The organism is Paraburkholderia sp. BR10882, assembly GCF_040948855.1.
Classification (GTDB): domain Bacteria; phylum Pseudomonadota; class Gammaproteobacteria; order Burkholderiales; family Burkholderiaceae; genus Paraburkholderia; species Paraburkholderia nodosa_A.
This window is the reverse complement of the sequence record NZ_JBFPKP010000002.1, coordinates 203,420-217,135: the sequence shown is the minus strand read 5'-3', so window position 1 is coordinate 217,135 and position 13,716 is coordinate 203,420. Positions and strand designations below refer to the sequence as shown.

Here is a 13,716-nt window from a genome sequence, read left to right as displayed (position 1 = left end):
ATCAGAACAGACGCGGCGTGCCCACCCAGAGCAGTACGGTTTCCTGATCAGACGTATTGCTCCAGGCGTGCGGCACTGTCGATTCGTAGTGCGCGCTGTCGCCCGCGCGGACCACGAATGTCTGTCCTTCCAGCGAGAGGGTCATTTCACCGGAGAGCACATGCAGGAATTCTTCACCCGCGTGCGTGGTGACTTCGCTGGAGCGCTCGCCGGGCGGCATGCGCACGAGAATGGCTTCGAGCTGGCGACCGCCGGACGGATTGGTCAGGCGTGCGTAAAGGTCGGCAGAATTGGCAAAGCCGAAAAATTTCAGATCCTGCCCACGGCACACGCAGCCCGCTTCGGTGGGCGCGTCGACGAAATAGCTTACCGGCACGCCCAGCGCCTTCGCGATGCTCACGAGCGAGGTGATCGAGGGGGTGGCGCGATCGCGTTCAACCTGAGAGAGAAACGGCTTTGAGAGCTGCGCAGCGCTGGCGATGTCATCGAGCGTACGGCCCTGTCTCTGGCGCAGTCCGCGAATCTTGCTGCCTACGGAAACTACGCTCAGTGATTCAATTGGTTTCGAAACCATGACGGAATATTGTTGTCTGTTGAATATGTTTTAATCCGAAAACCGGACTGGGCGAAAGCCCGATCTTGTCGTGCACTTTGGGTCTCCATTCATTTCCATTGCTCCGGCACGGTCTATATCCTGCGATTTCAGAGACAAACCGGCCGACAAGTAATGGAATATGCCGATTACCGCCGGGATTGCAATTCGAATTCCCCCTGCGTACGTCGGCGATCATGCCTTGACGCCAGTTGACGGAAGCGCCGTTGCCGTGGCGCGCCGTCTGCGGCTCATAAACGATAGCATGAAAGCCGCAGCGTACCATTGTTCTGCAACGTGCTAAAAAGAATCCGTCATTTCAAGCACCCTTTCGATTCTCGTTTCCGATTATGGAGGAATGCTGAAAGAGTGGCGCCATGGAAAAGCGCTTTGTTCGCTTGCGGTTAATCGCAAGCCGTGAGATGGTGGATCACGAGCACCGGGTCGGCGATGCGTGGGATCAGTCGCGGTGAAGGCATGTGCGGGCTCAGCGTCCGTCGAGCGACGCGGCGATGCGGTCGGAGAGGCCTATCTGACTCGCAGGGGAGGTGAGCCGATGTGGGCTGCCGACCGTGCATCGAACCGGTGCGTCGCGCTCGACGTAACCGTCCTTCTATCCGGGGGATTCGCTATTAGGGACAATCGCAGAAGTCGTTTCGCAACGACCCTATGCGATTCATGCGAGGACTACGACAGGTCGCTGCGCTGCGTCCGGGGCGGCGAGCTGTCGGTCATGTCTGAACGGGCTCGCGAACCAGCTTGACGACTGTGCAGATAACGTCCCAATGAGCAACGCGAGAATATTTATTCCGCTTCTTACGTTCTGAGCGATTCTTGGTTCCGTATCGCGGTTGTGTTTCCTATGCTGTCAGACTCGACGAGTCTGATGTGTTCTGCACCCGCGCTCGCCGCCGCGAGGACCCCGCCGGCCTCGCCGGCGCCGTGTGCTGCTCGATCGCCAGGTAAGTGCCGTTAGCTGGCCGCGGGAATCCGGCGAACGCAGTTGCTTTTGGAGGGATTTCATCATGCCGGAGGATTCGAACGCATCGCCTCGTGCATCGAGCGGAGCGATCGTGAAGGCGTCCGCTGGGGCTTCGATATATATTTTGTGGTTGCTCGTGCAACCATATTGACGAAGCCGTGGTGGCGAGAAGGCGCATCGCGGATGCGCCTTCGGGAACTGTCAGCGAAGCGCGATCGGCGCGTCGTTTGCGCGACGCGCGTCCTCAAGAAGCGGCTTGCCGGGGCCGGCCAGCCATTCGTCGAAGCGAAGAAGCGGACCGAACTCGCGGTCGAGTGCCCGGATATCCGCGTGGCCGGTGAGCCGATCTTCGTCAATCAGGCTCGCCAGTCGGCCAAGGAACGGGTCCTGTTCCAGCAGACTGTCCGCAAAGCGGTGATAGGCGATCGGTGTGCCTGCGGCGCGGCTAAGGCTTTCCCGCAGGCGCGCGGCGGTGAGTTCGTCGCCCGCGATTTCGATGGTCCGTCCAACGTAGCGTTCCGGCGCAGAGAATATCGTGGCGACGATCTTGCCGATGTCTTGCACGGCAATGATCTGTCCGCGTTGCTCCTCGCGAAGGAAGAACGTGAAGATGTCCTTGTCTAGACCCATGCCCGGCAGCATCAGCATCTCCATGAATCCGGCGGGACGCACAATTGTGCTGTTCAGATCAAGACGACGGATGTGCGCTTCTATCTCCGATTTGCTGTCGAAATGACCCATTCCGGTCTTTTCTTCGCCGGCCGCATTGACCGACGTATAAACCAGGTGCTCGACACCCGATTCCAGCGCAATGTCCGCAATGGCCTTGCCGTAGCGGATTTCCTCCTCGTCGGACACCCCGTACACTGCGCCTTGCCCTGAGCTTGGCTGCACGCTGAAGACGCCATAAATGCCTTTCATCGCGCGTCGGATCGACGCGCTGTCCGCCAGGTCGCCCACCGCCATATCCGCGCCTAGCGAAGCCAGCGACTTCGCTCTGGCGCTGGCAGGATCGCGGACGAATGCCCTGACTGCCCATCCATTCGCCCTGAGCGCGGAGGCGACCGCGCCTCCCTGTTGTCCCGTTGCGCCAAACACGAGCACGGGGTTCCCGCCGACACGGTTCCTGGAGACCGGGCCGCCGGTTTTCGGATTGACTGACATATTCACTCTCCTCGTTATCAGAGGTGATTCATGGTATAGATTTGAAACCTGAATGCAATTACGCACCTGAACGCTACCAGGTACCCCGGAGGATCCCATGTCCGCGTCATCCCATGAAGACCTCGAACTGAATCGCTTCGTGCTTGAAGAGATCACGAGCAAGTGGTCGCTGCTGGTTCTCGATTGCCTCTGCAGTGGCCCGATGCGATTCAACGCGCTGCGCAGGGCGAACGAAGGCATTACGCAGAAGTCGCTGACGCAATGCCTGCGCCGCCTGGAATTTAACGGCTTCATCAAGCGGACGGTCGTCAGTACCGCTCCGGTGGCCGTGACCTACGAAATCTCGCAACTGGGGCGCTCGCTCGAACCACATCTGCGCGCGATTCTGGAATGGGCAGAGCAGCATCGGCACGCGGTCGAGGCCGCGCGGCAAGCTTTTTCTGCGGCGCAAGGCCCGGTTCAGGGGGAAGGAGGTTTTTCGACGCAGTAGATGCGAAGCGTCATCGCAGGTTTCACCTCGGATGCCCGGCCGTAATGAATCGACCGTGAGGGCGCTGTCTCGATCGGGACGGCGCGAGGCATCACAGCGCGCCGGGGCGCGGATCGGGCACGAAGCCGTCGCGGTTGGGCATGTATAGCAGGCCGTGCGTGAACTGGACGGGCAGCCCGCTCGGGCCGTTCCATTCGTTGCCGGTGTTGCCCGAGCATTCGAGAAAGTGCACGCGCGACTCGGACGGGAAGCGCACGAGGCCGTCCATCGTGAAGAGTCGTGGCTCGCGCACGAGGCCATGCACGACGAGGCGATGCTGGTCGGGATCGATGGCGGGCACGCCGGCATGGGGGATTACGTGCGCCACATTCGAACGCCGCGACCTGACAACCTTTGACCGATTCGCCGATCGCTGTTCGCGCCGCAGACGGATTGAGAGGGCTGCGCACTCGATCAGGCGTCTACATAGAGCCCGGCCAGATTGCCGCAGAGTCCGTCCGCCGTGACCGTGTGTCCATGCACCCGCTTGTTGTAGAGCGTGACCTGCTTGAGTGTGATGAGGTTGTAGACCGGCAGATCATCCGCCACCTTCAGCTGAAACTCCTTGAAGATCTCGATACGCTTGTTCCGGTCGACCGCCACCGCGGCCGCTTCCAGAAGCCTGTCCGCGTCCGCGTTCTCGTAATGGCTGGCATTGGAGAAAGGCACGCCGGGCTTGAAATTCTTCGACCAGTAGATGCGCTGGACACCCACAGTCGGGTCGAAGGTGTTGCCCATGAAATTTGCGTCGATATCGAACGCACGATCCGTGAACACACGTTTTACGTAAGTCGGGAAGTCTTGCGAGCGAACCGTTGCGTCGATACCGACACGTCTGAGCGATTGCCTGAGAAACTGTGCGAGTAGCTGAAACGACGGATCGTACGGGTTGTAGTCGATTGTCAACGGGAAACGGAATGACTGCCCCTCTCCCTTACGCCGATAGCCCGCGTCATCCAGCAGCTTCTCCGCGAGTGCCGGATCGTATGGATAGGACTTTACGGCGGGGTCGTAGAACTGGCTCAGCAAAGGGCTGATCGCCGCCGGCGAGGGCACGCCGTAACCATAGAAGACGGATCGCAGGATCGCCTGGCGATCAATGGCATGACCGATGGCGTGGCGGATGCGTACATCTTTCAGATACGGGTTGTCGAGGTTGAAAACCAGTTGAGTCAATGCGGCATCGTAGCTGTAGCCGCGCGTTTCGAGTTGCAGATGCGGCTCCTTCGTGAGCCTGGCGATGTCCGTCAACGGCACGGGGTTTTCGCCGGCAAGATCGAGCTCTCCGGTTTCGAGCGCGGCAGCGCGTGCGGCGGCATCCGGAATGAACGTCAACCAGAGTTCATCGACATACGGCTTCGGTGCATCCCAGTAGTCGGGGTTGCGCACCAGACGGACATGACTGCCGCGCACCCACTCCTTGAACAAATACGGCCCGGTGCCGATTGGCTTCGTATTGTTAGGATGATTAAGCGGATCGCCCTCGGCATAGAGGTGAGCCGGAACGATCGGCGACTCGGACGCAGCCAGCGCATAGAGCAGATAGGGCGCAGGGCGGGAGAGTCTCAGCACGGCGGTATGAGCATCCGGCGTATCGACACCCGATACGTTCGCGAAGGTGGCGCGGCCACGCGGGTGATACGTCTGCAGGAGCTTGATGGACTGCGCGACATCCTGCGAGGTGAACGGCTTGCCATCGTGCCATCGCACGTTCTCACGAAGATGAAACGTGTATTGCAGGCCATCGCTGCTGATTTCCCACTTCGTCGCCAGTTGCGGTTGAGGTTGCACGTCGAAGTCGTAAGCGAGCAGACCTTCCGTTATCTTGGGACTCGCCTTGTCCTCCGCGCCTGCCGTCGTCGCGAAGTTGACCAGCACGTTCGGTTCCGGATTGACCAGCAGCGTCACGCGGCCGCCGCGCCTGGGCGCAGGTGATCCGGATGGTTTGCCGCCGACTTGCTGCGCGTACGCGGCGGATGGCGTGCCAATTGCTGACGCCAGTACGGTGGCGCCGGCGGCGGCCCCGATTCCCTGGAGGAAGGCGCGGCGTTTCAGAGCGTGATGGCCATTCGACGACGCGAGTGCATGTTTGGATGGCGGTGCGGAAGTGGGTTTTCCTGCTTTGCGGCGCATGACGAACCACTCGGTAATTGGGGCGATTTAGTGTAGGCACGCCTCAATTGTGAGGTGAACCATTCGATCATCCGATGCTTATGATGAAAGCGATTACATGCATATGGTTGTGCTCGGAGTGTTGCGACGTCACACCTCGTTGACGGGGGCGAGCCCCAGAACAATCACGCCAGCTGCTCTCCGCGCGGTGCGAAGCTCAGCGCCAGCACAGCGAAGATCAGCACGCCGGTTGCGACCTGCTGCCAATAGAAATTCCAGCCAATCAGCAACAGGCCATTGGCCACGAGGCTGATCAGCAGAACGCCGAGCAGCGTGCCGGTCACGCCTGGCCGTCGGCTCGGCGACAGCGTGGTGCCGATGAAGGTTGCGCCGATCGCGTTCAACAGATAACCATTGCCCGCCTGCGGGACGTACGCCTTGACCGTCGACGACAGCAACACGCCGACCACGCCATAGATTAACGCGCTGGCAATCAGCGTCCACGACACGATCGCGCCGACGGGCAGCCCCGAGTAGCGTGCGACGCCCGGTTGTGCGCCCAACGCGGCGGCCTGCCGTCCAAACACCGAGCGTGCCGAGGCCGCGTGAACTGCGCCCGCCAGTATCGCGACCAGCCACAGCGGCACAGGAATTCCGGCGATTGCGCCGTGTGCCAGCTCGCTGAACAACGGCGACAGCGGGACATTGAGCAAATAGACTGGCTGTCCGCCGTCGGTCGCCAACTGCTGCACGGTTTGTCCGATGAACAGCGTGCCGAGCGTGGCGAGAAACGGCGCGATGCCGAAGCCGGCGATCAACACGCTGTTGAGCGCGCCGACCGCCAGCGCTGCCACGAATCCGCCCAGTATGGCGAGCGGCAGCGCCGTCTGATGTGCGCTGAGCAGCACGAACGCGAGGCTCGCAACGTCGATCGACGTGCCCAACGATAGATCGATCGCACCGATTGACAACGCCAGCGTCATCCCCAGCGACGCGATCGCGAGCAACGCGAAGTTGTTTAGGAGCACGTTCGCCAGATTGTCGGCGCGCGCGAAGCCGGGCGCGACCGCCGAGAAAAATGCAAACACGGCGAAGAGTGCGACGATCAACGCGTAGCGCTGCACCCGGGCGATCCGGTTAGTCATTTGCATGGTTCCCGGTGTGGCGTCGGCGCATCACAGCGGTGGTGGCGACGACGAACAGGATCAGCGCGCCCTCGACACCGTTGACCCAATAACTCGACAGATTGTCGAGCTGGAAGCCATTGTTGACGAGGCCGACAAACAGCACGGCAAGCAAGGTGCCCGGAATGGTCGGCACGAGCCGCCGTGAGAATACGACGCCCAATAGTGCCGCCGCGATGACCGCCAGCAGATTCTCGCCCGCGCCTGGCGAACTTCCGCTCAGCAGCGCAGAGGATGCAAGGGCCGCCAGCGCGGCCGAGAGACCGCTGACCACATAGCTCGAAGCAACATACCGGTCTGTGCGGATTCCCGCGGCGCGCGCGGCGTCGCGATGCGCGCCGGTCGCGCGCAGGCGCAAGCCGAATGCGGTGTAGTGGATCAGCAACGTGAACAGCACGGCGACGCCTATGAGCGCATACGCGAGATGCGGCACGTCGAACGGGCCGCTATCCAGCAGGAACGTCATCAGCGGCGAGGCGACCGGGACAGACGTATTCTGCGTCAGCACCAGTTCGAGGCCTGCGGCGATATTCATCGTCGTCAACGTGGCGAGCAACGGGAAGATGCCCAGCGCGATCACCGCGAATGCGTTCAACGCGCCGATCGCGGCACCTGCGGCGAGCGTCAGAACCAGCGCGGCGCTTTCCGGCAGACCGTCGCGCAAACTCACGGCATAGACCGCCGCGCACCAGCCCATGTTCGCCGCGATCGACAGATCGAGTCCGCCCTTGATCGGATCCGCGCCGCCGCCGATCAGAACGGCCGTCAGCCCAAAGCCGAGAATGCCTACCACGACCGATTGCTGCAGTACGTTCGCCAGATTCGCGATGCTCAGGAATAGCGGAGAAGTCGCGGCGAAGACCGCCGCCACCAGCGCAAACGCCAGCACGGCGCAGCCGCGCAGCCAGAACTGCGCGCCGAACCATCCGGACGGCAACGCAACGCGTGGGCGCTCCCGTGTATCGTCAAGTACCTTGCTCATGCGGCGCGCTCCGTACGGCGCGCGCGCGGCGGCGCGGCTGTCGCCTCGCCGTTGGATCCGGTGCGAGCGCCAGTGGCCCATGCAAGCACCTCCTGACTCGAGGTTTCGCGCGAGATCAATTCCTTGACGATGCGCCCTCGCGTCATGACCAGCACGCGATCGGTCACTTCCAGCAGTTCGATCAGGTCGCTCGAAAACAGCAGCACGGCCGCGCCGTCGTTGGCGAGCCGCTCGAGCATCCGGTAGATCTCGGTCTTTGCACCGATATCGACGCCCACAGTGGGTTCGTCGAGCAGATAGATTCTCGACCCCGGTCCGGCGCCGCGAATCAGCCATTTGCCTAATGCGACCTTCTGCTGATTGCCGCCCGACAGATGACGCACCGGCGCTTCCGGGCCGGGTGCGCGGATGCTGAACGCGTCGATCGCCTGCCGCACGGCCTGGCGCTCGTCGCGTCGCGCCAGCAATCCGAAGCGGCTGAAACGCGCGAGGCTCGACAGCGTGAGGTTTTCGCGCACGCTCAGCGACGGCGCGACACCATGCGCGCGACGGTCTTCGGGCACGAAGGCGATGCCGGCGCGCACCGCGTCGGCGGGGCGGCGCAGTCGCACGGGCTTGCCGTCGAGTTTGATCGCGCCGCGAACCTCGCGTTCGAGTCCGAACAGGCTGCGCACCAGTTGCTTGCCGCCCGAGCCCAGCAGCCCGGTCACGCCGACGATCTCGCCGCGCCCGAGTTCGAACGAAATCTGCTCGAAGCGCTTGTCCGCGTGGAGCTCGTGCACCGACAGAAGCGGGGCGCTTGCGGTTCGCGGCGCACGCGCTGTGCGGGTCGTCGCATCGGTGCCGATCATCGCGCTGACCAACGCTTCGGTCGGGGTTGTGCGAGCGTCGACGTGCGCGACGTCCTTGCCGTCGCGCAAGACCGTGACCCGATCGCAGATCGCCGCGATTTCGTTCAGATGATGAGACACATACAGGATCGTCAGGCCGCGCTGCCGCAGGCGATCGATCGTCTGAAGCAGACGCTCGACTTCGCGATTGACGAGCGCGGCAGTCGGTTCGTCGAACACCAGAATGCGCGGCTCGCGCATCAACGCACGGGTGATCTGCACAATCTGCTGTTCGGCCACGCTCAACTCGGCGATCAGACGGTTGGGCGCGAGATCGATGCCGAAATGCGTTGCGACCGCTTCGCGCGCCTCACGCTGCATGCGCCGGACGTCGAGTATGCCCAGAGGAGAACTGCGCCGATCGAAGCGCGTGCGGCGCGTGCCGAGAATCGGCTCGTTGCCGCTTAGCAAGGCTTCGGCGACCGTGAAGGTGGCGGGCAGTAGCCGTTCCTGATGAATGAAGCCGATCTGCGATAGCGGCTCACGCGACGCGCTTCCGTTCGGACCCCGGTCCACGCCGTCCACCGCGATGGTCCCGCCGTCGGCATGGTGAATACCGGCGAGTATCTTGATCAGCGTCGATTTTCCCGCGCCGTTCTGACCGATCAGGCCATGCACGGTGCCGCGCCGCACTTCCAGCGATGCGCCGCGCAGCGCGGGCACACCGTTGAACTGCTTGACGACGTCACGCAGCGCGAGCGCGGGAATGTACTGCGTCATTTCGATGCGATGCTGCCGTTCGGTGCCGTTTGCCCGAGCGTCTGCTGAATGGCGCCGGCGTTATCTTTCGTGACAAGGATCGACGGCACGTAGGTGTATGGCGCCAGATTCTTCTCGCCGGCGAGATAGCGCGCAACGTTGTCGACCGCGGTTTTGCCGATCAGCGCGGGCTGCTGCGCGACCACGGCGGCCGCGCTCGAATTCGGGTCCTTGACGAGGTTGACCACGTCCGGGCTGCCGTCTACCGCATAGGTTTTGATTTCCGTGCGGTGCGCGGCGTCGATAGCCTGCGTCGCGCCGACTTGCGGCACGTCCCAAGCGGCCCAGATCGCGGCGATCTGCCCCTTCGGATATTTGGTCAGCAACTGGCTGATCTGCGCATACGCGCTTTGTACGGTGTTCGGAATCACATCGCGCAGTTCGGGCTGGATGATGTGCACCTTCGGGTAGTACTTCAGCACGGCTTTCAACTGGTCATAACGGATTGCGCACACCGGTACGCCATAAAAACCGTTGAACACGAGAATGTTGCCTTCGCCGTGAATGTCGTTGACGAGTTTCAGCGCCAACTGTTCGCCGATGAAGAAATTATCCGACGTGGTGTCGTTCAGGCTGGACGGCGAGGCCGTATCGATTGTGAAGAGCGGGATGCCTGCCTGGCGGATTCTCTGCAACCAAGGCTCCAGCACGCTCGCCGTGCCCAGTTGTTCGACGATCGCGTCGGGCTTCTGCGCGATCAGTGTCTGGATCTGCGCGATCTGCCGATTGTCGTTGCGGCCCGCATCGAGTGCGATCGGCGTACCGCCCAGCCGTTTGACTTCGTCGACCGCACCTTGATAGGCCTTCAGGTCCCAGTAGTGATCCGTGCCGGCTGCCGTAATGCCGATCCGCTTGCCTTTCAGCGACGGCACGTCCTTGTCGGCCGCGTCCTGCGCGTGTGCGCCGATACCGGCTCCCAGAAGAGAAAGCGTGACGAGTGCCGGAAGAAACTGCCTCAGTTTGCTATGGATTTTTTTCATGTCGTCGTGGAGTCGAAGCGGGTGAAGCGATCCGACGACTTTAAACAACAACACGACGCTGGAAACGAACAAATCCCGCTAAGGTTATCAGGGGGATGTTGCGGTGCTTAGTACGAATGGCGCAGATCGCTGGGACGAGTCCAAAGGATCGAACCGTAGCCAGGCCAAAAAGGCGTTTGCGCGCCACGCCAATCTGACGACTACCTCGGTCACGCTGTAAGGGATCATCGGTTCAGGTCTCGGCGAAGTGAACAACCAGGGTGGCCAATCGAACGTTCAGGCGACTTCAGGCGGGCTATCGGGCAGCCGGTTCGGATTCCGGCCTCACGCGCAACCAGCATTGCGCAGAACCGCCAGGGAACACGGCTCATCGCGTCTGTTCGCGACGACCCTGGTTGCTCTGTCGACGCAATGAATCAAGCCGGGCGGGGACCATCGGCGGTCCAGCGCCCCGTTGAGTCGACTTCGATCGGCACGACGGCATTTAGCGGCATATCCGGATGCAGCGACGAGAGCTCCGTGGGAATGCGTCGAGCAGCATGACCGGTACGCGGCCCTTGTTGCGAGTCCGGATGACGCGCAGCGCGCGCTCGCTGGATTCCCGCCGATCAGTAACCGACCTCCTCAGTCCAGCGCGGCGCGCAGGGATATTCGTTCCGCTTCTTTCGATCTGACCGATTCTTGGTTCCGTTTCGCGGCAGTGCTTTTTATGCTGGCAGGTTCGATGAGTATGCTGCGGCACACGCGGCCCCTCACGCCACACGCTAAAAGAGGGAAAAGCACATGCAGAACCAAAAGACGAAGATGCCGCTGCGGCGGCATATCGGCCAGTCGCTGCGCGCCTGGCGCAAGCCGGCCGCGCTGTGGCTGCTCGGCCTGGTCGCGATGATCGCCGCGCCGGCATGGGCGGCCGCCGCCGCACCCGCGGAACTCAAGATCGACTACGCGTACTACTCGCCGGAAAGTCTGGTGATCAAACGCAATGGCTGGCTCGAGCAGGAGTTCGCGCCGGATCATACGCAGGTGCGCTGGGTGCTGAGCCTCGGCAGCAACCGCGCACTGGAGTATCTGAACAGCGGCGCCATCGATATCGGCTCGACCGCGGGCCTCGCGGCCGTGCTCGGCAAGGCGAACGGGAATCCGATCAAGACCGTGTATATCTTCTCGCGCCCGGAGTGGACGGCGCTGGTTGTGCGCAAGGATTCGCCGCTGAAGTCGCTCGCCGACCTCAAGGGCAAGAAGATTGCCGCCACGAAGGGCACCGATCCCTACCTCTTCACGCTGCGCGCACTGCATACCGTCGGCCTGACGAAGGATGACGTCGAGATCGTCAATCTTCAGCATCCGGATGGCCGCACGGCGCTGATCAACGGTCAGGTCGATGCGTGGGCCGGGCTCGATCCCCACATGGCCGCCGCGGAAGTCGACAACGGCGCGCGTCTGCTGTACCGCAATGTCAGCTTCAACACGTGGGGCTTCCTGAACGTGCGCGAAGTGTTCCTGAAACAGTACCCGGACACCGTCACGCGCGTGCTGAAGGTCTATGAGCGTGCGCGGGAATGGATTGGCGCGCACCCCGACGAGGCGGCGCAAATCGTTTCCGAAGACTCGAAGGTGTCGCTCGCGGTCGCGAAGCTGCAACTGAGCCGCAACGACTTCAGCCACCCGCAGCCGGGTGCGGAACAGATCAAGGCGCTGGAAGCTGCCGCGCCGATCCTGGTTCAGGAGCAACTGGTCAAGCCGGGCACCGATCTGAACCAGGTGATCGAATCGCTGATCGACGCGCAGGCGGCGCAGCCGGCGCTGGCATCGGCGCAACATTAATAACCGGGCAGGCTGACATGGCAGTGGAAGAAGCGGCAGCACGCTCGCTGGCGCAGTCCGGTGAGGTTACGGCGGGGCGAAGGACTGAGGCTCCCGCGTATGGCGACACGCAACGCACCAGCGCGCCGGTGCGGGAAGCGGGTGCCCCGCAAGAGCGTGCGCCGCGCGCCTGGCGCATGGCGGGCTTGCTGCTGCCGGTCGCCTTCCTGCTTGTCGTGGAAGTGCTCGTGCGTGCGCAGGTGCTACCGGACAATCTCGTGCCCGCGCCTTCGGAGATCGCGCAGGCGCTCTGGCAGCTCGGCGGCGCAACCCTGCTGAAGCACATCGTGCAGAGCACGGCGCGCGTGGCGGCCGGGTTCGCGTGCGGTGCGCTGTTCGCGGTAATCGTCGGCGCGGCGATGGGCTTGAGCCGCCGGCTCGACGCAGTGCTCGATCCGAGTTTTCAGGCGCTGCGTGCGATTCCGTCGCTCGCATGGGTGCCCGTGCTGCTGCTCTGGATGGGCATTGATGAGGCGCCAAAAATCACGCTCGTCGCGATTGGCGCATTCTTTCCGGTGCATCTGAGCGTGCTCTCTGGAGTCCGAAACGTCGATCGCAAGCTCGTCGAGCTCGGTGCCGTCTATCGGCTGTCTTCGTGGCGCTTGTTCGTGCGCATTTTGCTCCCGGCCGCGCTGCCTCATATTTTCACAGGGCTGCGCACGGGGCTGGCGGTCTCGTGGATGTTCGTCGTCGCGGCCGAGCTGATCGCCGCAACGCGCGGGCTTGGCTACCTCCTGAGCGACGGCCGCGAGACGGGCCGGCCCGATATCGTGTTTGGCGCCATCATCCTGCTGGGATTGCTCGGCAAGTTGACCGACAGCGCAATGAAGGCGCTCGAGGCACACGTGCTGTCCTGGCGCGACACCAGTGTCGAGGGAGCGCGCACATGATGGCGGCTTCGTTGACCAGCACGGCGCGCGAGACGTATCCGCCCCTCGTCGATATCGACATCCGCCAGAAGCGCTACGGCGAGCGGCCGATTCTCGACAGCCTGCGGCTCACGCTCGCGCCCGGCGAGATCGTGGCGCTGCTCGGCCCGAGCGGCTGCGGCAAGAGTACGCTGCTGCGCATTGCGGCGGGGCTGGATCGCGACTACGCGGGCACCGTTTCGTACAACGGCGAAGTGCAACGCGGGCCGTCGCCGCTCGCGGGCGTGATCTTTCAGGAGCCGCGCTTGTTGCCATGGCTGCGCGTGGCCGATAACGTGTGCTTTCCGCAGCGCGCTCGCGGCGACGCGCTCGCACGCGCGCAGTCGCTGCTCGAAGAGGTCGGCTTGCGTCCCGAAGACGGCGCGCTCTGGCCGAAGCATCTCTCGGGAGGCATGGCCCAGCGCGTGGCGATTGCACGCGGCCTGTTCACGCAGCCGCAGCTGCTGTTGCTCGACGAACCATTCAGCGCCGTCGACGCGATGACGCGTATGCGCCTTCAGGACCTGCTGCTCGCCATCGTGGATGCCCATCGAACGGCCGCGCTCGTCGTTACGCACGATATCGACGAGGCCCTGCATCTAGCTGATCGGATCGTCTTGCTGGAGCCTGCCGGTGGAGCACGGACACGACCTGCCAGCCGCATTTTTGAATTGGGCGGCGCACGTCCGCGCCGGCGCGAGGACACGGCCCGCTCGGCATGGCGCAGGATCCTGTTCGAGGGGCTGGAGACATTGGTGCGGTGAAGAACCG

The 13,716-nt window shown here is 62.9% G+C and carries 11 protein-coding genes and 1 pseudogene; 4 read left to right on the top strand and 8 right to left on the bottom strand.

Translation table 11 applies throughout. From position 1 onward, the window contains the following. Window position 1 precedes the first annotated feature (1 nt). Window positions 2–574 (bottom strand): cupin domain-containing protein, encoded by a 573-nt coding sequence (locus AB3X99_RS05960; protein ID WP_069261308.1) that lies wholly within the window; start codon window positions 572–574, stop codon window positions 2–4. Between the two features lie 1,201 nt (window positions 575–1,775). Next, window positions 1,776–2,738 carry an NmrA/HSCARG family protein gene (locus tag AB3X99_RS05955; RefSeq protein ID WP_368616384.1) on the bottom strand — a complete coding sequence of 321 codons (963 nt, stop codon included), beginning with the start codon at window positions 2,736–2,738 and terminating at the stop codon, window positions 1,776–1,778. 139 nt (window positions 2,739–2,877) lie between these two features. On the opposite strand from AB3X99_RS05955, the gene AB3X99_RS05950 reads away from it, so the two are divergent. After that, window positions 2,878–3,228, top strand: coding sequence for a helix-turn-helix domain-containing protein (locus tag AB3X99_RS05950; RefSeq protein WP_256094432.1), 351 nt, complete (start codon window positions 2,878–2,880; stop codon window positions 3,226–3,228). Between the two features lie 145 nt (window positions 3,229–3,373). Here AB3X99_RS05950 and AB3X99_RS05945 read toward each other — a convergent pair. The 6 genes and pseudogenes from AB3X99_RS05945 to AB3X99_RS05920 form a co-directional block, all read right to left on the bottom strand. Continuing rightward, window positions 3,374–3,577 (bottom strand): annotated as a pseudogene (locus tag AB3X99_RS05945) (molybdopterin-dependent oxidoreductase); the annotation flags it as partial. Window positions 3,578–3,681: 104 nt separating this feature from the next. Beyond that, window positions 3,682–5,400: an ABC transporter substrate-binding protein gene (locus AB3X99_RS05940; RefSeq protein WP_368616383.1), complete on the bottom strand. Its 1,719-nt coding sequence runs from the start codon at window positions 5,398–5,400 to the stop codon at window positions 3,682–3,684. A gap of 164 nt (window positions 5,401–5,564) precedes the next feature. Then, window positions 5,565–6,524 carry an ABC transporter permease gene (locus tag AB3X99_RS05935; protein ID WP_368616382.1) on the bottom strand — a complete coding sequence of 320 codons (960 nt, stop codon included), beginning with the start codon at window positions 6,522–6,524 and terminating at the stop codon, window positions 5,565–5,567. After that, the gene (locus AB3X99_RS05930; RefSeq protein ID WP_342947049.1) at window positions 6,517–7,545 is read right to left on the bottom strand and encodes an ABC transporter permease; all 1,029 of its coding nucleotides are present in this window, start codon (window positions 7,543–7,545) and stop codon (window positions 6,517–6,519) included. The genes AB3X99_RS05935 and AB3X99_RS05930 overlap by 8 nt, the downstream gene beginning before the upstream one ends. Then, window positions 7,542–9,155, bottom strand: coding sequence for a sugar ABC transporter ATP-binding protein (locus AB3X99_RS05925; RefSeq protein ID WP_368616381.1), 1,614 nt, complete (start codon window positions 9,153–9,155; stop codon window positions 7,542–7,544). Before AB3X99_RS05925 ends, AB3X99_RS05930 begins: the two co-directional genes overlap by 4 nt. Continuing rightward, window positions 9,152–10,174 (bottom strand): sugar ABC transporter substrate-binding protein, encoded by a 1,023-nt coding sequence (locus tag AB3X99_RS05920; RefSeq protein WP_368616380.1) that lies wholly within the window; start codon window positions 10,172–10,174, stop codon window positions 9,152–9,154. The genes AB3X99_RS05925 and AB3X99_RS05920 overlap by 4 nt, the downstream gene beginning before the upstream one ends. 885 nt (window positions 10,175–11,059) lie before the next feature. Between AB3X99_RS05920 and AB3X99_RS05915 the strand changes: the two genes are divergently transcribed. The 3 genes from AB3X99_RS05915 to AB3X99_RS05905 are packed head-to-tail and all read left to right on the top strand — an operon-like array spanning window position 11,060 to window position 13,709. Beyond that, window positions 11,060–11,998: an aliphatic sulfonate ABC transporter substrate-binding protein gene (locus tag AB3X99_RS05915; protein WP_342920198.1), complete on the top strand. Its 939-nt coding sequence runs from the start codon at window positions 11,060–11,062 to the stop codon at window positions 11,996–11,998. Window positions 11,999–12,015: 17 nt separating this feature from the next. Further along, window positions 12,016–12,927 (top strand): ABC transporter permease, encoded by a 912-nt coding sequence (locus AB3X99_RS05910; protein ID WP_368616379.1) that lies wholly within the window; start codon window positions 12,016–12,018, stop codon window positions 12,925–12,927. Further along, a complete protein-coding gene (locus AB3X99_RS05905; RefSeq protein ID WP_368616378.1) occupies window positions 12,924–13,709 on the top strand; it encodes an ABC transporter ATP-binding protein in 786 nt (261 codons plus the stop codon). The genes AB3X99_RS05910 and AB3X99_RS05905 overlap by 4 nt, the downstream gene beginning before the upstream one ends. The last annotated feature ends 7 nt before the right edge of the window (window positions 13,710–13,716 follow it).

What these genes read in the sequence shown, in the direction of transcription:
- AB3X99_RS05905 (WP_368616378.1), top strand. Translation starts at nt 12,924, where the DNA reads ATGATGGCGGCTTCGTTGACCAGCACGGCGCGCGAGACGTATCCGCCC.
- AB3X99_RS05920 (WP_368616380.1), bottom strand. Translation starts at nt 10,174, where the DNA reads ATGAAAAAAATCCATAGCAAACTGAGGCAGTTTCTTCCGGCACTCGTC.
- AB3X99_RS05915 (WP_342920198.1), top strand. Translation starts at nt 11,060, where the DNA reads ATGATCGCCGCGCCGGCATGGGCGGCCGCCGCCGCACCCGCGGAACTC.
- AB3X99_RS05940 (WP_368616383.1), bottom strand. Translation starts at nt 5,400, where the DNA reads ATGCGCCGCAAAGCAGGAAAACCCACTTCCGCACCGCCATCCAAACAT.
- AB3X99_RS05955 (WP_368616384.1), bottom strand. Translation starts at nt 2,738, where the DNA reads ATGTCAGTCAATCCGAAAACCGGCGGCCCGGTCTCCAGGAACCGTGTC.
- AB3X99_RS05925 (WP_368616381.1), bottom strand. Translation starts at nt 9,155, where the DNA reads ATGACGCAGTACATTCCCGCGCTCGCGCTGCGTGACGTCGTCAAGCAG.
- AB3X99_RS05960 (WP_069261308.1), bottom strand. Translation starts at nt 574, where the DNA reads ATGGTTTCGAAACCAATTGAATCACTGAGCGTAGTTTCCGTAGGCAGC.
- AB3X99_RS05910 (WP_368616379.1), top strand. Translation starts at nt 12,016, where the DNA reads ATGGCAGTGGAAGAAGCGGCAGCACGCTCGCTGGCGCAGTCCGGTGAG.
- AB3X99_RS05935 (WP_368616382.1), bottom strand. Translation starts at nt 6,524, where the DNA reads ATGACTAACCGGATCGCCCGGGTGCAGCGCTACGCGTTGATCGTCGCA.
- AB3X99_RS05930 (WP_342947049.1), bottom strand. Translation starts at nt 7,545, where the DNA reads ATGAGCAAGGTACTTGACGATACACGGGAGCGCCCACGCGTTGCGTTG.